This window comes from Robertmurraya dakarensis, from assembly GCF_900156875.1.
GTDB lineage: Bacteria > Bacillota > Bacilli > Bacillales > Cytobacillaceae > Robertmurraya > Robertmurraya dakarensis.
This window is the reverse complement of the sequence record NZ_LT707409.1, coordinates 3,458,085-3,476,606: the sequence shown is the minus strand read 5'-3', so window position 1 is coordinate 3,476,606 and position 18,522 is coordinate 3,458,085. Positions and strand designations below refer to the sequence as shown.

The following is an 18,522-nucleotide window of genomic DNA, read 5'->3' as shown; positions in this document are numbered from 1 at the left end:
TCCTTGAAAAGCTTCTTTCATAAAAAAAAGTCCGCCTGCTAAAACAGGTGGACTTACTTGTGTACTTATCTTTCAATTTCATAACTCCAGGCATTCATGCCGTTTTCCATATTATAAATATGATTAAAGCCGTTATCGAGAAGCTGCTTGCTTGCCTGTAAGGAGCGATTTCCAGTTTCGCATACAATTAAGTATGGCTGGTCCTTGTTTAAATCATCAAGCTGTGACTCCAATTGATCAAGAGGCAGCAGATGGGCCCCTGGAATATGTCCATTGTTGTATTCTTCCTGTGTCCTGACATCAATGACCGCCACTTCTTCTGTTTCGATAAGTTCCTTTGCTTTCTCTCTGCTAACATTTTCAATTGACGCTTCTTTTGGTGAACAACCAGTAATGATTGAAAGAACCATTAAAATCATGATGAAAAGAAATATCTGTTTTTTCAAGTTCTTCCTCCTTTTTACTAATTTTTAATACTGTACGTCCAAAAGCGTTCATTTTGCAGCCAAGCAATCATATCTGGATCATTTACTTTCAGCTTTTCTTCCATTTCTGTTGCCATGAGCTGTGTTTGCGAACGGTGTGCTTTAATTGCTGCAATTTTCGTATCCATTACAGCACTAACATCATGCCGGATATCAGGTTCACCGAGCTCATCAATGCAATTATTTGAAAAAGCCACTAAATGGAGTTTCGGGCGTTTTTCCTTGGGAAGGCGTTCTACCGCTTTCACGACAGCTCTTCCAGTTGCATCATGGTCTGGGTGAACGGCGTAACCTGGGTAAAAGCTAATGATGAGGGACGGATTCAGCTCATCTATTAGGGAACCCATATGATTGATTAACTTTTCTTCATCTTCAAATTCGATCGTTTTGTCCCGATAACCTAACATTCTTAAGTCTTTAATCCCAATAATATTTGCAGAATCTTGAAGCTCCTGTTTGCGGATCAATGGAAGAGTCTCCCTGTTGCAGAAAGGGGGATCACCCATGTTTCGACCCATTTCTCCTAATGTCAGGCATGCATATGTAACGGGTGTCCCATTGTTAATATGTGTCGCAATTGTTCCTGAAACACCAAAAGCTTCATCATCGGGATGGGGGAAGACAACTAATAATTGTCGTTCTTTTTCCATTATGTCCATCTCCTTTCTTAATTAAAACGGAGTTTTGCTAATTTGCAGGGCGACAGCAAGTTTTCCTTGGTAGTCATGTCCTGCTAAAAGCAGCCGTTCCTGGTCATCTACTTCAAAATGAGTAATTCCTTCAGCATATACCCAGCCAATATTTAATTTCAGACCGATTCGGTAAGGTCCAATCCCTGTAACTTTCCCAAGCTCATATTGGATGAGTGCGTTGCGGATATAGGCACCCGAATTGAAAAAAGACTGATCCTTATGGGCGGCGTAAGCTCCATTGGTTGTTTCGAGATGAAGGAACACATCTTGATTCGCAAATCGATCTAACTCTGCTTGAACCTTTTCTGGTATTACTGGTTCCATAATCAATGCCTCCTTATTCTGTTTTTACATTTGAAAAACACTAAAAAAGATATTTTTATCTTACTAAAATTACCTGCAAAAAGCGAAAAGGTTGTTCCTATATAGGTAAAAATTCCTTCAAAAAGAAACAGAGCCTGTCTAGACTCTGTTTTTCTGAAATTATTATTTTACTGTTTGACCTTCTGTTGCACCGAATAATTTGTAAGCACCGTGCATGGTTGGTCCAACATACTGATTCAATTTAAAGCCGTGGCGAATTCCAGCTGTTACGAACGCTTTCGCTGTTTCTACAGCTTCCTTAACTGACTTTCCTTTAGCTAATTCTGCTGTAATGGCAGAAGAGTATGTGCAGCCTGCACCGTGAACATAAGGTGTATCAATGCGCTCACTTTCGAAAAGTGTGAACTCTTTTCCATCAAATAAAAGATCCACAGCTTTTTCATGATCAAGCTTGCTTCCGCCTTTAATCAATACATTTTTAGCACCTTTAGCATGAATTTTTTCAGCTGCTGCTTTCATATCATCGATTGTGCGGATAGGAGCCGTTTGTCCAAGTTGAGATGCTTCAAAAAGGTTTGGTGTCACCACTAATGCTCTTGGTGTTAACACTTCGCGAAGAGCATCTGCTGTTTCAGGATGAAGGACCTCATCTTCTCCTTTACAAACCATAACAGGGTCAATTACTACTCGGTCAAAGTTGTTTTCATCAATTACTTTTGCCGCACGCTCGATCACTTCTACAGAACCCAGCATACCTGTTTTCATTGCATCAATGTTAACAGAGAGGATGGTTTCTAATTGTGCATCAAGCGCTTCAAGAGAAATAGGGAATACATTATGATGCCAATTATTTTTAGGGTCCATTGTTGCAATTACGGTTAAAGCGGTCATTCCGTATACACCAAGCTCTTGGAATGTTTTCAAGTCAGCTTGGATGCCTGCTCCGCCACTCGTATCAGAACCGGCGATGGTTAGAACTTTTTTCATTGTCATAGAGTTTAATCCCCCTAGAAGTTTTGGTTCCATTTTATAGTAAAATGTGGACCTGGTAAAAGGTCAGTTATTATTAATTTGACCATGTCAGTTTATTTATATTAAGAAAATAAATTAACTTGTCAATTAATATAGTTGTTTCCGTTATTAAGAAAAATAGTGAATTTTGAACACTTTATTACAATATTTCTTTAATCGAATTTAACAGCATTGATTCGTGACAAACATCACAGTCAGCAATAAAGGGAAGTTATAGCATGAGCTATAGGGTTATCTAAAAATCAATAATCTTGAACGTTTATGTCATTGTTTACTTTTCAAGAAAAATATATATTTCAGCATTTTTAAGTACTTTATTTAGTGAAACGCAAACAATTACATCCTTTTAAGAACCGGAAATTTTTATTTTGTGATTTTTGTCGCAGAGAATAATAGATAACTTTCTTAAAATAGGAAGGTCAGAATAATTGTTTGCTAAATGAGGTGGGGAAATGAACAATAGAAAAGGCTGTCCAGATGAATATCCAATCACCCTTGTAGTGAACGATTTTGAAGTGGCTGTTTTTCAGCTGACAAAGAGTGATTTAGAGGATTGGGTTTATGGATATTTATTTTCTGAAGGAATGATCTCGGGGGTTAATGATATTGAAAGGGTTTTCATTAATGAAGACTCTGGAGTTATTCAAGTGGAATTAGCCAATTTCGACAGCGAGAAAATGTTTTCTAAGAAGAAGCACTACACAGCAGGATGCGGAAGAGGTGTTACTTTCTTTTCGATGACTGATGTGAAGACTTTTAATAAAGTTAAAGGCAAAAAAGTATACCCATTAAGTTATGTGTTGAAGAAACGCAGTGAGTTTGCCAAAAACTCTCCATTCTATCTGGAAACAGGAGGAATGCATGGCGCTTGCATCGTTAACGAAAAAGGCGATATCACCGTTAGGGAGGATATTGGGCGTCATAATGCAGTTGATAAGATCATTGGACATGCTGTCCGAAATCAGCTTGACCCGGGTTCTTTATTACTGATTACAACCGGGAGGATATCCTATGAGATGCTCTCGAAAGCTGCTAAATTTGGGTTTGCTGTCATTGGGTCAAGAACAGCCGCAACTAAACAAGCTATTCAACTTGCAAAGTATTTGAATATTGAAGTCGTTGGCTATTTGAGAGGGAAAATGGCAATACAATATACCTCATTTGGCCGCGTCATTAACGACTTAGATGAAAGAGCAGGAGTTATTGGGGGATCATCCTAACTTTTTAGGATTTTCAAATAAAGTTTTTATAGTTTAAGAAACTAGCATGAGGGGGAAGAGCAATGGAAATGAATGTGACCAGAAGACAGTTTTTGAAGCTATCTGGTGCCGTTGCAGCTACATTAGCAGTTGTTGAGCTTGGTTTTGATGAGAAAAAAGCTAGAGCGGAATCAAGTGATTTTAAAATTGCGAAGCTAAAGCCAACGCCGACCATTTGTCCATATTGTGCAGTAGGCTGCGGCATTTTAGTTTATTCTACAGAAGATGATGTTGTTTATACAGAGGGTGATCCAGATCATCCAATTAATGAAGGAAAGCTATGCAGTAAAGGAACAACGGTCCGTCAGGTTTATACATCTGAAAAGCGTGTAACAAAGCCAAGATACCGTGCTCCGGGAAGCGATAAATGGGAAGAAGTCGATTGGGACTTTGCACTCGATAAAGTGGCAAAAAACATTATCGAAACAAGAGACCGGACTTTTATCCAAAAAGAGAATGGAATTACAGTGAATCGCACTGATTCAATTGCATATCTAGGCGGAGCAGCACTTGATAATGAAGAATGCCACCTGCTGCAGAAATTATTCCGTGCAGGATTAGGATTAACATATATAGAACACCAGGCCCGAATATGACACAGTTCAACGGTTGCCGGTCTGGCACCAACATTCGGTCGTGGAGCAATGACAAATCACTGGAACGATCTTCAGCATGCCAACGTTTTAATGATAATTGGTGCAAACCCAGCTGAAAATCATCCGATTAGTTTTAGATGGATTACAAAAGCAAAAGAAAATGGCGGGAAATTGATTTCGGTTGACCCGCGTTATACAAGAACATCTCAGATGGCTGATATGTACGGACAGCTTCGTTCTGGAACCGACATCGCGTTCATCGGCGGGATGATCAACTATGTATTAGAGAATGAACTTTACCACAAAGAGTATGTTGCAAATTATACAAACGCAGCTTATTTAGTTACTGATACCTATTCATTTGAGGATGGAATGTTCAGCGGCTACGATGAGGGAAAAAGAAGCTATGACAAAACAAAGTGGGCTTTCAAAACGGATGAGGATGGAAAAGTCCTAACAGACCCAACATTAAAGGATCCAAATTGTGTATTCCAGCTAATGAAAAAGCATTTTTCCCGCTATGACGTTGACACGGTTGTAGGTGTAACAGGTACAGATAAGAAAATGTATTTAGATATCTGTAAAACATACGGTTCAACAGGAGAAGTAGGAAAAGCAGGTACGATTCTATATGCGATGGGTACCACACAGCATACAGTTGGTACGCAAAACATTCGTTCATACGCTATTCTTCAATTACTTTTAGGGAATATTGGAATCCAAGGCGGCGGTGTTAACGCACTTCGCGGAGAATCAAACGTACAAGGTTCAACAGACTTCGGACTTCTGTACAACAATGTAACTGGATATATGAAAACGCCAGAAGCGACAGAGGTAGATTCAACTTATCAAGGTTTCCTTGATCGAATTACCCCTAAAGCGGGATATTGGGTAAACACACCAAAGTTCTATACAAGCATGCTGAAGTCGTTCTATGGAGATAACGCGACAAAAGAAAATGAATTTGGCTATCACTACATTCCAAAGCTTTCTGCAGGCAAAAACTACTCGTTTATGAGATTGTTTGATGCTATGTATCGCGGAGAGCTGGAAGGATTGCTTCTATTCGGATCAAACCCTGCTGTCGGCGGTCCGAATGCGCGTCAGGAAAAAGAGTCACTTAGCAACTTAAAATGGATGGTGGCAGTAGATTTATTTGAAACTGAAACATCATCATTCTGGCAAAAAGAAGCGGGAGCTGATCCTGCCTCCATTCAGACTGAAGTTATTTTCCTTCCAGCATGTGCTTCTTTTGAAAAAGAAGGGTCCGTTACAAACTCAGGACGCTGGATGCAATATCGCTGGCAGGCTATTAAGCCAAAAGGGGAATCTAAAGCAGACTTAGAGATTGTTCATATGCTGGCACGTAAATTAAAAGATTACTATAAAAATAGTTCAAACCCTGCAGACCTTCCAATGAAGGCAATGACTTGGGATTATGGTGAACATGATCATCCGGATATCGATCTTGTCTGCCGTGAAATTAATGGCTACGACATGAAGACGAAAAAGCAGGTTAAAGGCTTTGGAGATTTAAAGGATGACGGTTCAACATGCAGTGGAAACTGGATTTATTGCGGTTTTTATCCAGAAGAAGGCAATCTATCAAAACGTCGTGACAGTACGAACGAAGGCATGAGCAATTTCTTGAATTGGTCATACGCATGGCCTGCAAACCGCCGGATTCTTTACAACCGTGCAAGTGCTGACTTAAATGGTAAAGCATGGAGCAAGGATCGTGTTGGAATCGAATGGAATGCACTAGAAGGCAAATGGATGGGACATGATGTTCCGGACTTCGTGGTGACAAAAGGACCTGATGACCCGACCTTTAAAGATCCTTTTATCATGATTGCAGGAGGAAAGGGTGCCATTTATTCTACCGGATTAAATGAAGGACCACTTCCAGAACATTATGAGCCATTTGAAAATCCGATGTTGAACTCGTTCTCGAGTGTCCAGTTCAATCCAGCTGTTCAGTTCGGTGAAAAGGAAATGAACCCTCAAGGGGATGTTTCGAAGTATCCGATTGTCGCAACGACTTACCGCCTTTCAGAACACTGGCAATCTGGAGCAATGACGAGAAGTCTTCCAGGACTTGCAGAGCTAGTGCCGCATATGTTTGTAGAGATTAGTGAAGAGTTAGCGAAAGAAAAAGGCATCAAAAACAAAGATAAAATTTTCGTTTCATCAGCACGCGGTGAAATTGAAGCATATGCTATGGTTACAAAACGATTCAAACCATATAAGTTGAAGGATAAGACCGTTCATCAAATCGGTATGCCATGGCATTTCGGTTATAAAGGAATTGCAATAGGCGCAACAGCCAACCACTTAACACCGCATATCGGAGATGCAAACTCATCAATACCAGAATACAAAGCATTTCTATGCGATGTAAGGAGGGCGTAATAGATGGCAGATTATATTAAGTTTGTAGATGTAACCAAATGTGATGGATGTCGAGCTTGTATGGTAGCATGTAAGAACTGGAATGACCTTCCAGAAGAGCCGCAAGATTTCTCTGGATCATACCAATCACATGAAAAGGTTACGGCGAACACGTGGAATGTTCTAACTTTTAATGAACATCAAAGATCTGATGGTAACTTTGAATGGCTTTTCAGACATCAATCTTGCCTTCACTGTGTCGAAGCGGCTTGTGAAAAGGCTTGTCCGGAGGATGCCATCAGCCATACAAAGTTTGGATCAGTCGTGATCGATGCTGATAAGTGTGTGGGCTGTGGATATTGCGTTCAAGGCTGTACTTTTGATGTTGTTGAGTTAGCAACATATAAGGATAAATATGGGAAAGAATATCGAAAAGCACAAAAATGTGATTTATGTACAAGTCGTTTAGAGGAAGGCTTAAAGCCGGCTTGTGTAACGGCTTGTCATACGGATTGCTTAATTTATGATGAAAAAGATACAGTATTAGCTGAAGCTGAAAAGCGCCTAGCTGTCGTTAAGGAACGTTTCCCGAATGCGAATATCTATAATCCGCAGGGAATCAAAGGAACAACTTCTGTCTATCTATTAGCAGACAAACCATCTGTATATGGACTTCCAGAAAATCCAAAGGTTCCATTATCACAAATCGTGTGGAAAGACTATGCACAGCCACTTGGAAAAGCATTATTTGGTGTTACCACAATGGCGGTAGTTGGTGCGGTGATTTCAACAGCAATCAATAAGGAAAAAGGCGGCCATGAAGGAGGGCAAGACCATGAGTAATAAGAATAAGCAAAAAACGATTAAACGTTTTAATAAAGGCTTTATTATTTCTCACTGGGTGAATGCCGCTGCATTTTTTGTCCTTTATATTTCTGCCCTTCCAATGTATACGGAGTTCTTTGATTGGCTTTATCCAGTATTTGGAGGTCCGGCAGGTGCACGTCTCGTCCACCGAATTGCAGCAGTTGCCTTCATGCTGCCGCTGCCAATTATGATTCTCTTAGACTTAAAAGGCTTTAAGAACTGGATGAAGAATATTTTTTCATGGAAAAAGCATGATATTCAATTCTTTAAAGAGTTTCCAAAGGAGTTTTTTGGACGTAAAGCAAAGGTTCCGAAGCAGGACTTCTTCAATGCTGGAGAAAAAGCAAACTCTTGGTTAATGATTTTTACGACACTGATGCTGATCTTTTCAGGACTAGTTATGTGGTTTCCGCAAAACTTCAGTCAAGGGGTCGTGATGTGGGCATATCCTATTCATAACATTGGACTTGGTCTGGCTGCAGCTGTTGTTGTTGGTCATATCTATATGTCGATTGCCCTTGCAAAGCCTTCATTAAGAGGGATTTTCAAAGGGGATGTTACAGAAGAGTATGCGAAAGACCATCATGGACGCTGGTACGATGAAGTGAAGGAAGAAAACAAGAAAAAGCATGCATAAGAAGATAATGGCTTACGTTTTGACAAACACTATAGTAAAAAAGGAAAGTGCTACCCCGCCTCCCGTGGGTAGCTTTTCCTCTATTTACATGAATTAAAAATGATGAGGTGAACCATAATGTCAGTTTTAAATAAACAATACTTAGAGCAAGAAGAGCAAATACAAGCATTAAGTGAGAAATGGAGAGACACTCTTGAGAATCAGACATTAACAAATGAGGAAGAGTATTCAAAAGTGGATGTTTTTCCGATCATCCCTCAAATTCAGCTGCAAGTTGATCTAAGTGACTATCAAGGATTTATTCTAGAGCTGTTCACACTCTTAGAAGAAAATCAGCCAGGTTTAGCAGGAGATATTGCAAAGCTAAAAGAAGTATTAACTATGGACGTATTGGGACAATGGTTCCAAGAAGGAATTGCTGTTAATCATTTATTTTTTGAGGAGTTTGCTAAAAACGCAAATGTGAAGGATTGGCTTCCTATGTTTGCTGCAGAGCATGGGGTAAGACCTTTTTTACAAAAAGCAGCAGCAGAATTAAATGAAATTCTGAAAGAAGCAAAAGCTCACCATGGCTGTCCTGCCTGTGGGGAACCATCTCGGTTAGCGGTGATTAGCAAAACAGGAAAGAAAGAAATAACTTGCCCGCGCTGTTCTTACTCTTGGGAAGAAAAGAAAATCAGCTGTGCTCATTGCGGCTGTGAGGAGCCAGGGAAAATTGAAATATTAAGGGTTGAAAAAGATGATCGGGCAGAGGTTCATGTTTGTCATGAATGCAAGGGCTACACAAAGGTAATCGATACCCGCAAGCTGATTAGAAAGGATGCCCCGCAATTATTAGACAGCAAGTTCATTCATCTTGATTATATTGCACAGGAACATGGATACGGAGTTTCAGAAGGAAAAGATGTCCATTAAGCTAATCTACTAAAAGAGGTGTATCCCATGCAAACAACAGGAATCATTCTAGCTGGGGGAAAATCGACTAGAATGGGGACCAACAAAGCCTTGTTGGATATAAACGGCAAAAAGGTCATTGAAAGAATTATAGATGAGCTAAGGCACAATGTTAACAACATGATCATTGTGACTAACTCATTTGAGGATTATAAGTTTTTACAATTGCCGATGGTAAAGGATCGATATAAAGGAATGGGGCCTTTAGCGGGTATCCATGCGGGTCTGTCAGCATCGGATACGGAAAGAAACCTGATTGTTGCTTGTGATATGCCATTTGTTTCACCGGCACTTGGTACACTGCTGTTAGAAGAACTGTCAGAATATCAGGCAGTTGTGCCTGAGATAGAAGGGCAGCTTCACCCTCTTTTTGCGGCTTACCGGAAGGATGTTCAAGAGGAAATTGAAGAGGCTTTAAAGAGAGAACAACTTCGTATCAGAAGCTTTTTTGACAGGATTCATGTTAAAATACTAACAGAAACCCAATTGGAAAATCTCGGGTATCATTTTAATAGTACTGATTTTTATAATATGAATCATCCAGAAGAATACCATCAAGCAAAAAATATGTCGAAGGGTCGTAAAGAGAGAGTGAATCATGAAATTTTTTCAAGTTAAATCGGTAGAAGAAACATTTCAATTAATTAATGAAAAAGTTGCTCCATTAACAGAAAAAATAACGAAACCACTTTTTGAAGCGCTTCATTTCGTTTTAGCTGAAGATATTACTGTTCGTGAAAACGTACCAAACTTCCGGCGTTCAACGGTTGATGGGTACGCAGTCAAAGCAAAGGATACGTTCGGATCATCTGAAAGTATGCCTGGTTTTTTAAACTTGACCGGTGAAGTGAAAATGGGGAAAGAACCGGATCGTCCTCTTCAAAGTGGAGAAGCCATGTATGTTCCAACTGGCGGGATGCTGCCTGAGGGAAGCGATGCCGTAATTATGATTGAGCACGCTGAGGATATTAGCGGCCTTTTAAATCTATATCGGCAAGTGGCCCCAGGTGAAAATGTCATTTCGATTGGAGAAGATCTAAAAGAAGGGACAATCCTTTTAGCAAAAGGGACAAGACTGCGCTCCCAAGAAATTGGCGCATTAGCTTCACAGGGAATTACCAATGTTACGGTGTTTAGAAAACCAATTGTGGGTTACTTGTCTTCCGGTGATGAAATTGTTCCGCTAGAAACGAAGGAGCTATCCATTGGGGAAGTGCGCGATATGAACGGAGCTGTGGTCGGCTCTCAAGTAAGCAGCTGGGGGCTTGAGTTTATTTACGGCGGCATTGTCCAAGACGACCGTAATGAACTAGAAAGAAGAATGAGAGAAATGCTCGAGAAGGTAGATTGCCTCATTCTTTCTGGTGGAAGCTCTGTTGGTACAAAGGACTACTCCGTTGATGTCATTGAATCATTGGGAGAACCAGGTGTTTATGTTCATGGAATATCGGTTAAGCCGGGAAAGCCAACCATCCTTTCAATGGCGAACGGCAAGCCAGTCATTGGTCTGCCTGGACATCCTGCTTCTGCTATGATTATTTTTCATTTATTTGGCAGAGAAGTACTTCATTGCCTGCAAGGCATACAGCAGAAACAAGCAAAGCTAGCTTTTGCAAAAGTAACGAAGAATATTCCATCTTCACCCGGCCGAACGGATTATGTCCGCGTGAGGCTTATTGAAGAGGATGGAGAGTGGATGGCTGAACCGATATTTGGTAAATCTGGTCTAATCTCAACTCTTGTGAAAAGCGAAGGAATGATTGAAATTTCTGCTGAAAGCGAAGGGGTTCATAAGGGAGATTCAGTACCAGTGATATTATTTCAATAGGGTGTGTGGGAAAAATGGCAAGAGCATATAAACGAAAAATTTATCTGCAGGATAAACCACGGAAAGTGGCGAGAGAGGAGCTTCTTTCTCACTTTAAACCAACTAAGAAAACAGAGTGGATCCACAGCAGTGGCGCTCTTGGACGGATTACAGCTGAGCCTGTTTATGCGCTGAATTCCATGCCGCATTATCATGCCTCTGCGATGGATGGGATTGCCGTAAAGGCGGAGAATACGTTCTCGGCCCATGAACAAAATCCGATTCAGCTAAAACGAAATGAAGACTTTATCTATGTTGATACGGGGAACGCTGTACCATCTCCTTATAATGCCGTCATTATGATCGAAAATGTGGAAGAACTGTCAGAGGATGTTGTAGAGATTATCGAACCAGCATCTCCCTGGCAGCATATTCGCCCGATCGGCGAGGATATTGTTCAAGAAGAGATGCTTTTTGGACAGGGACACAAAATCCGCCCTGTTGATACAGGTGTTTTATTAGGATCGCAAACGACAAAAATAAAGGTTTTTAAGGAGCCAATCGTAACCGTGATTCCAACTGGTAATGAGCTTGTATCTGCAGATGACAATCCTGCGCCAGGCAAGATTATAGAGTTTAACGGTACAGTCATCTCAAACTACATAGAGGAATGGGGAGGCAAGCCTTTATTACATAGCATTGTTCGTGATGAGCCGGAGGAGATTAGAAATGCGCTTTTGGAAGCAAGTGCCGCCTCTGATATCGTGATCATTAATGCTGGCTCTTCTGCAGGTTCGAAGGATTATACCGTTCATATTATTGAGGAATTAGGCGAAGTATTTACGCATGGGGTAGCGACAAGACCTGGCAAACCTGCGATACTTGGAAAGATAAATGATACGGTGATCGTCGGCATTCCTGGGTATTCGGTGTCTGCTTATCTTGCCCTTGAATGGTTTGTCAGACCATTAATTTGTGATTACTTAGAAATCCCAGAGCCGAAACGGCCGGTATTGAAAGTCAAGCTTGGCCGCAGAATCGTTTCCACGATGGGGGCAGAGGACTTTTTAAGAATGAATATTGGTTATGTCAATGGGGAATATATTGCTAACCCGTTAACAAGAGCAGCCGGTGTGACGATGTCCCTCGCACGGGCAGATGGGCTGCTAATTGTGCCTCCTGATGCCCTTGGGTATGAACAAGGTGAATACGTTGAGTTAGAACTCTATAAACCATTAGAAGAAATTCAGTCTGCGGTTGTCTTTAATGGCAGCCATGACTTAACCATCGATATTTTATCTTCTTTTTTGAAAAATGAACAAAAGGATGCAAAAATCATCTCCAGCCATGTCGGAAGCATGGCTGGCATCATGGCAATTAAAAAAGGTGAAGCCCATGTAGCGGGAATTCACTTGCTTGATCCTGAGACAAAGGAATATAACCGCTCGTATGTGAATAGATTCTTAGCGGGACAAGATGTAGTTCTTTATCCGTTTTTAAAAAGAAAACAAGGCTGGCTGCTTCCAAAGGGCAATCCGCTGGGTATTGAGAACGTAGAGGATATTGCGAAAAAGAAGGCCCTTTATGTGAATCGTCAAAAAGGAGCAGGGACGCGGATTCTTTTTGATTTATTGTTAAAGGAGAATTCTATAAACCCGGATGAAATCATCGGCTATGAAAGAGAGATGTTCTCACATTTAAGTGTGGCAGCTGAAGTGAAGGGCGATGAAAAAGCAGTCGGGCTGGGAATTTATCCAGCTGCGAAGGCAATGGGACTTGAATTTATTCCTGTAGCGGATGAGGATTATGATTTATTAATGACCAAATCTTTCTTTGAGAGTGATCAAGGCCAGAAGCTTCTGAAGATCATACATAGCGAAGGATTTAAGAAAAGGGTAGAGGCAATTGGCGGTTATGCTGTCGTCTCTAACCCAGAACCTATCATTTTCTAATGAGGTGACAACATGAATTTTGAAATATCAAAGGATCCCATTGATGTACAATCTGTCATCGATAAAGTGGTCCAGCGTGAAGCCGGCGCGATCACAACGTTCATTGGGACAGTTCGGGAATTGACGCACGGAAAAAAAACGCTTTTTTTAATCTATGAAGCTTATGAATCAATGGCCGTGAAGAAATTAGAACAAATCGGCCGTGAAATAGAGGAACGCTGGGAAGGTGCTAAGGTAGCAATTACACACCGAGTCGGCCGTCTGGACATTACGGATGTCGCCGTTGTGATTGCGGTATCAACACCGCACCGTGCGGATGCTTATGAAGCCAATCGTCATGCTATTGAAAGAATCAAAGAAATCGTACCGATTTGGAAGAAAGAACATTGGGAAGACGGAGAAGAATGGATTGGCGATCAGCTTGAGAAAAAAGCTTATCCAACAGGAAAGCCAGAGGAGGAGGATTTACATGAATAAGATCTTGTTTTTTGCTCATTTGAAGGACACGGTTGGTGAAGAATCCATTAGAATTGATGTCTCTGGGAAGTCAGTTGCCGAGGTAAAGTCTTACCTTTCAGATAAGTATCAGTTTCAGAAGTTTGATACCGTTATGACGGCCGTAAACGAAGAATTCTCATCAGATGATGAAATCATCAAGGCAGGAGACGAAATCGCCTTTATCCCGCCAGTGAGCGGCGGATGACCATACGTATTTAAAAAAATGTCCACCTAAGGTGGACAATGTCTTTTTATGGTACCAGGTACCGAAGGAGGTACAGCTTAGAATGTTTGAACGTTATTCTCGTCAGATGTTATTTACACCGATTGGTCATGATGGGCAGGAGAAAATTAGGAAAAAGCATGTGTTGATGATTGGAGCTGGTGCGCTCGGTTCTAGTAATGGGGAAATATTGACGCGCGCAGGGATTGGAAAGCTGACGATTGTCGACCGTGACTATGTGGAAGCCAGCAATCTCCAACGCCAGCAGCTCTACACGGAAGAGGATGTCGCACAGAAGCTTCCAAAAGCCATTGCTGCAGAGAAAAGACTCAAGGCCATTAATTCTGATGTTGACATTGCAGCGGTTGTTGGCGATGCGAATCCGGAGCTGTTAGAGGAACTTGTTCAGGATGTTGATTTGATTCTTGATGCCACCGATAATTTTGAAACTAGAATGGCGATCAATGATATCGCGCAAAAGCATGAAGTTCCGTGGATTTACGGTGCTTGTGTGGGAAGCTTTGGGATGAGTTTTACAATCATTCCTGGGAAAACACCTTGTCTCAATTGCTTGTTGAAGTCCATTCCTATCCAGGGGATGACTTGTGATACGGTTGGAATTATTGCGCCTACCGTACAAATGGTCATTGCCCATCAATCAGCAGAGGCGCTGAAAATCTTGGTAGAAGATTACGATGCGTTAAGAAACTCTTTTGTCAGCTTTGATTTGTGGAGAAACCAGTATAGCAGTATTAAAATGTCGAAGGTAAAAGATGAGGGCTGTTTATCTTGTGGAACACAAAGAACGTATCCTTATCTCGATAAAGAAAACCTGATGAAAACGTCCGTCCTATGCGGCAGGGACACGGTTCAGATTCGTCCGCCCAAGAAGATAGAAATCAATTTAAATGAACTAGCTTCACACTTAAAGACCTTGGAATATGAGGTTAAGGGAAATCCTTATCTTGTCTCTGTTGAGACGGGGGAAAACCGCCTTGTTATTTTTCAAGATGGAAGAGCACTCATTCATGGAACAAAGGATTTATCACAGGCTAGGTCCATTTATCAAAGAATATTAGGTTAATACATAGCTGGCTTGAGTGTTTTCAGGCCAGTTTTTTTTGCGTTAAAAACGACTTAAACCGACAATCCTTCTAATTAAAAGAATACCACTCACGGGCTTTTCATTTTATAATAGTAGGACAGCGAGTGCGAAGGGGGAAGATAGATGTCGAAAAAGGATGATGAAATCCTGGCGCAGCTTGAAGCGATCAGGCATGAATTAAGAGAAGGTAAAAACCAAACTGCAGGAACAGCAGTGATTGGGTCAGAAAATCGTTCCCTTTCATTTGGGACTTTTATAAAAGCAGGTTTTAGAAATTGGAAGGTTAAGGTTGTTATCTTTTTGATTATAACGATTTTAATTGGTTGTGGCATTGGCATAGGAACTTTTCGATATTTTGCAGGAAGTACTCAGCAAGTGGAAAAGGGTAGTTTCATAGAACAAATACAAGAGTTATCTTCACTTGCTTCTTCACAGGCATTTGTGAAAGCCGTTATTGAAAAGGAAGATAATGCGCTCTTTGGGAAAGAAATTAACACCAATATCCCTGGGACCAAAAGGAAGCTGCTTCTCGTCGTACCAGGAACCGTAACAGCGGGGGTAGATCTGCAAAATATTGAATTGAATGATGTGAAAATAGATGAAGAAGAAAAGAGGATGGAGATCATTCTGCCTAGGGCGGAAATTATTCAAGATCCATCTCTAGATTTTGACAAAGTCCAAACCTTCTCTGTTGAGGGTATTTTTCGAAATGATGTAAATTGGGAAGAGGCGTATGGTCTGGCTTCTGAGGCAAAAGCGCTGGTAAAAGAAGAAGCGATTGCGCAGGGACTTCTAGAAATTGCAGAAGAGAATGCGAAGAAAACATTGATAGAGTTTTTCGAGAGAATCGGATATGATGTCAGCATTCAATTTGTAGAGAGCTAGGTTTCACTGTTTTTCGATAAAAATATACATGTTTCACGTGAAACATTTTTAAAATTGTAAATATATGATTACCTATGGCGAATCTTAGGATTAAAAGGAAATGATAGATTTGAAAGAGGAAAAGATTAATTGTTTTGGATGCCGTCATTTTTACGTGACTTGGGACCGTAACTTTCCAAAAGGCTGTAAAGCATTTGGATTTAAAACAAGACGTCTTCCATCGATGGAAGTGTTAAAGGCTTCTGGTCAGTCATGTTTAAAGTATGAGAAGAAATAGGATCGATTTTTTGAAAAAGACGTGGGACAGGATGACTTCCTGCGACTGTTCTGATGGGAGATGTGTAAAAGAACCTCCGCTAATGGGGACTGTGCTTTATACTTAAGACAGAAACTGATAGAATGGTGCTAAATAATGGAGAAGAATGGGTAAGAGGTGTTAGGATTGAACATATCTGTAGAACAGCTTTTAGGAAAAATAGAAGATGAATTAAAACAGGCAAAAGCTAGTGGTTCTGAAGCCCGAATAAGAGAAAGAATACATGCGATCAAGGCTTTGTGTGAACTTGTTTTGGATGATCGTTCAAAGACCGTCCAGCTTGTTGAAAAACCTGTAGTAACTTCTTTACCTAAAGAACAGGTCGTTCCTGTTCAAGGGCAGCCGCAAAGGCTGAAAATGGATGATGATGCGAATGGAGATTCACTATTTGATTTTTAGGAATGGAACAGGGGGAGAGGTAGATTATGAAAGTACTCATTATTTTAGGGGCGATTAATGCGTTCTTATCTGTTGCACTAGGAGCCTTTGGAGCACATGGGCTAGAAGGCAAAGTAGAACAAAAATACATGGAAACATGGCAAACCGGCGTTCAGTATCAAATGTTTCATGCTGTCGGTCTATTGATTGTTGGTGTCCTGCTTGGGAAATTCCCGGCCAGCGCGCTGCTTACGTGGTCTGGATGGCTGATGTTAATTGGGATTATTTTATTCTCAGGAAGCTTATATGTTTTATCGCTAACGAAAATTTCCATTCTAGGTGCTGTCACTCCATTTGGGGGAGTATCGTTTTTGGTTGCATGGGTATTAGTTGTCATTGCAGCAGTAAAATGGTTATAACAATGAGAAAGGGAGCTTTGATACTATCAAAGCTCCCTTGTCTTTTAGTGGCAATCCTACCTAGGAGGATAGGTTGTTGCACCAGGCATCCCGTATGGATAATCATACTCTAATTCTTCTTCAAATGTGGCATAACCGAAGTACACCATTGGCAGGAGAATCCGATTCCCTGTTTCCGGTTCGCTCATAATTAAGTGATCACGACCGGCAGCTTCAATAATACCGGTAAAGGTTCTAGTATTCCCGTCTCCGTTAGCACCATCAAAAATGGCCACTACACGAGCAAGCTTTCCTTTATTCAGACGCAGAATATTTTCAATATAAGATTGCTCTAATGGAAGCATCCCCGGTACCTGTGGCGGCGGTGGTGTAGCACCTCCATTTGGTACTCCTGGTACTCCTGGCATTCCTGGAAACATGCCTCCGGACTGAGTGGGTATGGTCGGCTGACCCATGCTAGGCTGTGCACCATATGCAGGCATCTGAGCTGGCTTTGCTCCATGATATTGCTGTTGTTGCTGCCAATATGGATATTGTTGATTATAAGTCAAAGAATTCCCCTCCTAAATGTATGATCATAAAATAAAGGACTTTACGGCTGCATTTAAAAATCACTCACTATTGAATGGTTATGTAGGGCAGCTTTTTTTTATGACAATATTTTAGAGGAGAAGAAGGTTTAAAAAGGATAGAAAAAAGGAAATTAGCGCCCGCCAATTTCCCTTAAGATCATGATTAATTCACATGTAAAAATGTCTCAACGTGATTTTCTTCAAGCAGGTTGCCGACAAAGAAAGTACCAAACTCTCCATAGCGTGCACTTACTTCATCAAAGCGCATTTCATAGACAAGCTTTTTAAATTGCAGGACATCATCGGAGAATAAAGTAACGCCCCATTCGTAATCATCAAAGCCAACAGATCCTGTAATGATTTGCTTTACTTTTCCTGCGTATTGACGGCCAATCATTCCATGGCTGCGCATTAAATTGCGGCGGTCTTCCATCGGAAGCATGTACCAGTTATCCTCGCCTTGACGACGCTTGTCCATTGGATAGAAGCAAATATATTTTGATTTTGGAAGAGTAGGATACAAACGAGCTAGAATTTGAGGGTTTTGGTATGGATCCTCTCCTGCAGGCAAGTAATTGCTTAGCTCTACCACTGAAACATAAGAAAAGGCTGGAATTGTATATTCAGCAAGCTTTGTCTTATTGAACTCCGTTTCGATTTCATTAAGCTCTCCCATCGTTGGTCTTAAAATCATCATCATGAAATCTGCTTTTTGACCAACAATTGTGTAAAGGGTATGGCTTCCCTTTTTCTCTTCTTGCGTTTTATTCCATTTTTCAACTAAGCTTAGAAATTCAGCAATCGCAGTTTGGCGTTCATCTTCTGTTAGCATTTTCCAAGATGTCCAATCAATTGCCCGAAAGTCATGAAGACAATACCATCCATCAAGTGTTTGTGCTGCTTCACTCATTATGATCACTCCTAAAATATTTTCTGGAAATCTCATGACTTACTATATCATATTTTCAGTTGTTTACATAAAGTGAAGCGCTTTACTTTGTCAATTTTTGCCGAATCTCTGTTTTTAAAAAGTTCCCTATATAGCTGATAATTTTGCCTGTATAAGTAAATATTAAGTATGCCTTAAGGGTGGATTATTCAGAAAATATAAACTTAGGGAATGAAAGCGC

The 18,522-nt window shown here is 40.8% G+C and carries 21 protein-coding genes and 1 pseudogene; 16 read left to right on the top strand and 6 right to left on the bottom strand.

The window, feature by feature from the left end; genetic code table 11:
* Positions 1–65 precede the first annotated feature (65 nt).
* From CZ487_RS25330 to pdxK, 4 genes are all read right to left on the bottom strand, one after another.
* Positions 66–446, bottom strand: a complete 381-nt coding sequence (locus CZ487_RS25330; protein ID WP_237562945.1) for a rhodanese-like domain-containing protein — start codon at positions 444–446, stop codon at positions 66–68.
* Positions 447–463: 17 nt separating this feature from the next.
* Entirely contained in the window at positions 464–1,135 is a 672-nt protein-coding gene (gene bshB2, locus CZ487_RS25325; protein ID WP_077215132.1) for a bacillithiol biosynthesis deacetylase BshB2, read from the bottom strand.
* Between the two features lie 21 nt (positions 1,136–1,156).
* Complete coding sequence (locus CZ487_RS25320; RefSeq protein WP_077215131.1) at positions 1,157–1,501, bottom strand: YojF family protein; 345 nt, start codon at positions 1,499–1,501, stop codon at positions 1,157–1,159.
* Positions 1,502–1,663: 162 nt separating this feature from the next.
* Positions 1,664–2,494, bottom strand: coding sequence for a pyridoxine/pyridoxal/pyridoxamine kinase (gene pdxK / locus CZ487_RS25315; RefSeq protein WP_077215130.1), 831 nt, complete (start codon positions 2,492–2,494; stop codon positions 1,664–1,666).
* A gap of 491 nt (positions 2,495–2,985) precedes the next feature.
* On the opposite strand from pdxK, the gene fdhD reads away from it, so the two are divergent.
* From fdhD to CZ487_RS25240, 16 genes and pseudogenes are all read left to right on the top strand, one after another.
* Complete coding sequence (fdhD, locus tag CZ487_RS25310) at positions 2,986–3,753, top strand: formate dehydrogenase accessory sulfurtransferase FdhD (RefSeq protein ID WP_077215129.1); 768 nt, start codon at positions 2,986–2,988, stop codon at positions 3,751–3,753.
* Positions 3,754–3,815: 62 nt separating this feature from the next.
* Positions 3,816–4,388, top strand: coding sequence for a twin-arginine translocation signal domain-containing protein (locus tag CZ487_RS28245; protein ID WP_202617874.1), 573 nt, complete (start codon positions 3,816–3,818; stop codon positions 4,386–4,388).
* Positions 4,389–4,400: 12 nt separating this feature from the next.
* Positions 4,401–6,800: pseudogene (gene fdnG, locus CZ487_RS25305) on the top strand (formate dehydrogenase-N subunit alpha); the annotation flags it as partial.
* Between the two features lie 3 nt (positions 6,801–6,803).
* The gene (locus tag CZ487_RS25300; RefSeq protein WP_077215128.1) at positions 6,804–7,622 is read left to right on the top strand and encodes a 4Fe-4S dicluster domain-containing protein; all 819 of its coding nucleotides are present in this window, start codon (positions 6,804–6,806) and stop codon (positions 7,620–7,622) included.
* Entirely contained in the window at positions 7,615–8,283 is a 669-nt protein-coding gene (locus CZ487_RS25295) for a formate dehydrogenase subunit gamma (protein WP_077215127.1), read from the top strand. The genes CZ487_RS25300 and CZ487_RS25295 overlap by 8 nt, the downstream gene beginning before the upstream one ends.
* 117 nt (positions 8,284–8,400) lie before the next feature.
* Positions 8,401–9,198 (top strand): formate dehydrogenase accessory protein FdhE, encoded by a 798-nt coding sequence (locus CZ487_RS25290; RefSeq protein ID WP_077215126.1) that lies wholly within the window; start codon positions 8,401–8,403, stop codon positions 9,196–9,198.
* A 27-nt stretch (positions 9,199–9,225) separates the two neighbouring features.
* On the top strand, positions 9,226–9,855 hold the full coding sequence (gene mobA, locus CZ487_RS25285) for a molybdenum cofactor guanylyltransferase (RefSeq protein WP_077215125.1): 630 nt from the start codon (positions 9,226–9,228) through the stop codon (positions 9,853–9,855).
* Positions 9,836–11,065, top strand: a complete 1,230-nt coding sequence (locus CZ487_RS25280; RefSeq protein WP_077215124.1) for a molybdopterin molybdotransferase MoeA — start codon at positions 9,836–9,838, stop codon at positions 11,063–11,065. Before mobA ends, CZ487_RS25280 begins: the two co-directional genes overlap by 20 nt.
* 14 nt (positions 11,066–11,079) lie before the next feature.
* The gene (locus CZ487_RS25275; protein ID WP_077215123.1) at positions 11,080–12,996 is read left to right on the top strand and encodes a molybdopterin biosynthesis protein; all 1,917 of its coding nucleotides are present in this window, start codon (positions 11,080–11,082) and stop codon (positions 12,994–12,996) included.
* A 12-nt stretch (positions 12,997–13,008) separates the two neighbouring features.
* On the top strand, positions 13,009–13,473 hold the full coding sequence (locus CZ487_RS25270; protein ID WP_077215122.1) for a molybdenum cofactor biosynthesis protein MoaE: 465 nt from the start codon (positions 13,009–13,011) through the stop codon (positions 13,471–13,473).
* Positions 13,466–13,699 (top strand): molybdopterin converting factor subunit 1, encoded by a 234-nt coding sequence (moaD, locus tag CZ487_RS25265; RefSeq protein ID WP_077215121.1) that lies wholly within the window; start codon positions 13,466–13,468, stop codon positions 13,697–13,699. Before CZ487_RS25270 ends, moaD begins: the two co-directional genes overlap by 8 nt.
* Positions 13,700–13,781: 82 nt before the next feature.
* Positions 13,782–14,801, top strand: a complete 1,020-nt coding sequence (locus tag CZ487_RS25260) for a thiazole biosynthesis adenylyltransferase ThiF (protein WP_077215120.1) — start codon at positions 13,782–13,784, stop codon at positions 14,799–14,801.
* Positions 14,802–14,945: 144 nt separating this feature from the next.
* Positions 14,946–15,707 carry a DUF4230 domain-containing protein gene (locus CZ487_RS25255; protein WP_077215119.1) on the top strand — a complete coding sequence of 254 codons (762 nt, stop codon included), beginning with the start codon at positions 14,946–14,948 and terminating at the stop codon, positions 15,705–15,707.
* 100 nt (positions 15,708–15,807) lie between these two features.
* On the top strand, positions 15,808–15,984 hold the full coding sequence (locus CZ487_RS25250; protein WP_077215118.1) for a uracil-DNA glycosylase: 177 nt from the start codon (positions 15,808–15,810) through the stop codon (positions 15,982–15,984).
* Positions 15,985–16,149: 165 nt separating this feature from the next.
* The gene (locus tag CZ487_RS25245) at positions 16,150–16,422 is read left to right on the top strand and encodes a YwdI family protein (RefSeq protein ID WP_077215117.1); all 273 of its coding nucleotides are present in this window, start codon (positions 16,150–16,152) and stop codon (positions 16,420–16,422) included.
* Between the two features lie 26 nt (positions 16,423–16,448).
* The gene (locus CZ487_RS25240; RefSeq protein WP_077215116.1) at positions 16,449–16,820 is read left to right on the top strand and encodes a DUF423 domain-containing protein; all 372 of its coding nucleotides are present in this window, start codon (positions 16,449–16,451) and stop codon (positions 16,818–16,820) included.
* 56 nt (positions 16,821–16,876) lie between these two features.
* Here CZ487_RS25240 and gerQ read toward each other — a convergent pair whose 3' ends face one another.
* Together gerQ and hemQ are read right to left on the bottom strand one after the other, a co-directional pair.
* On the bottom strand, positions 16,877–17,371 hold the full coding sequence (gerQ, locus tag CZ487_RS25235) for a spore coat protein GerQ (RefSeq protein ID WP_077215115.1): 495 nt from the start codon (positions 17,369–17,371) through the stop codon (positions 16,877–16,879).
* Positions 17,372–17,555: 184 nt separating this feature from the next.
* Complete coding sequence (hemQ, locus tag CZ487_RS25230) at positions 17,556–18,302, bottom strand: hydrogen peroxide-dependent heme synthase (RefSeq protein WP_077215114.1); 747 nt, start codon at positions 18,300–18,302, stop codon at positions 17,556–17,558.
* Positions 18,303–18,522: the final 220 nt, after the last annotated feature.

Bases quoted from the DNA above. Each gene is read 5' to 3' on its own strand.
- CZ487_RS25275 (WP_077215123.1), top strand. From the start codon at position 11,080: ATGGCAAGAGCATATAAACGAAAAATTTATCTGCAGGATAAACCACGG.
- fdhD (WP_077215129.1), top strand. From the start codon at position 2,986: ATGAACAATAGAAAAGGCTGTCCAGATGAATATCCAATCACCCTTGTA.
- pdxK (WP_077215130.1), bottom strand. From the start codon at position 2,494: ATGACAATGAAAAAAGTTCTAACCATCGCCGGTTCTGATACGAGTGGC.
- CZ487_RS25270 (WP_077215122.1), top strand. From the start codon at position 13,009: ATGAATTTTGAAATATCAAAGGATCCCATTGATGTACAATCTGTCATC.
- CZ487_RS25300 (WP_077215128.1), top strand. From the start codon at position 6,804: ATGGCAGATTATATTAAGTTTGTAGATGTAACCAAATGTGATGGATGT.
- hemQ (WP_077215114.1), bottom strand. From the start codon at position 18,302: ATGAGTGAAGCAGCACAAACACTTGATGGATGGTATTGTCTTCATGAC.
- CZ487_RS25260 (WP_077215120.1), top strand. From the start codon at position 13,782: ATGTTTGAACGTTATTCTCGTCAGATGTTATTTACACCGATTGGTCAT.
- CZ487_RS25280 (WP_077215124.1), top strand. From the start codon at position 9,836: ATGAAATTTTTTCAAGTTAAATCGGTAGAAGAAACATTTCAATTAATT.
- mobA (WP_077215125.1), top strand. From the start codon at position 9,226: ATGCAAACAACAGGAATCATTCTAGCTGGGGGAAAATCGACTAGAATG.
- CZ487_RS28245 (WP_202617874.1), top strand. From the start codon at position 3,816: ATGGAAATGAATGTGACCAGAAGACAGTTTTTGAAGCTATCTGGTGCC.
- CZ487_RS25290 (WP_077215126.1), top strand. From the start codon at position 8,401: ATGTCAGTTTTAAATAAACAATACTTAGAGCAAGAAGAGCAAATACAA.
- moaD (WP_077215121.1), top strand. From the start codon at position 13,466: ATGAATAAGATCTTGTTTTTTGCTCATTTGAAGGACACGGTTGGTGAA.
- CZ487_RS25295 (WP_077215127.1), top strand. From the start codon at position 7,615: ATGAGTAATAAGAATAAGCAAAAAACGATTAAACGTTTTAATAAAGGC.
- CZ487_RS25255 (WP_077215119.1), top strand. From the start codon at position 14,946: ATGTCGAAAAAGGATGATGAAATCCTGGCGCAGCTTGAAGCGATCAGG.
- CZ487_RS25240 (WP_077215116.1), top strand. From the start codon at position 16,449: ATGAAAGTACTCATTATTTTAGGGGCGATTAATGCGTTCTTATCTGTT.
- CZ487_RS25320 (WP_077215131.1), bottom strand. From the start codon at position 1,501: ATGGAACCAGTAATACCAGAAAAGGTTCAAGCAGAGTTAGATCGATTT.
- bshB2 (WP_077215132.1), bottom strand. From the start codon at position 1,135: ATGGAAAAAGAACGACAATTATTAGTTGTCTTCCCCCATCCCGATGAT.
- CZ487_RS25250 (WP_077215118.1), top strand. From the start codon at position 15,808: ATGATAGATTTGAAAGAGGAAAAGATTAATTGTTTTGGATGCCGTCAT.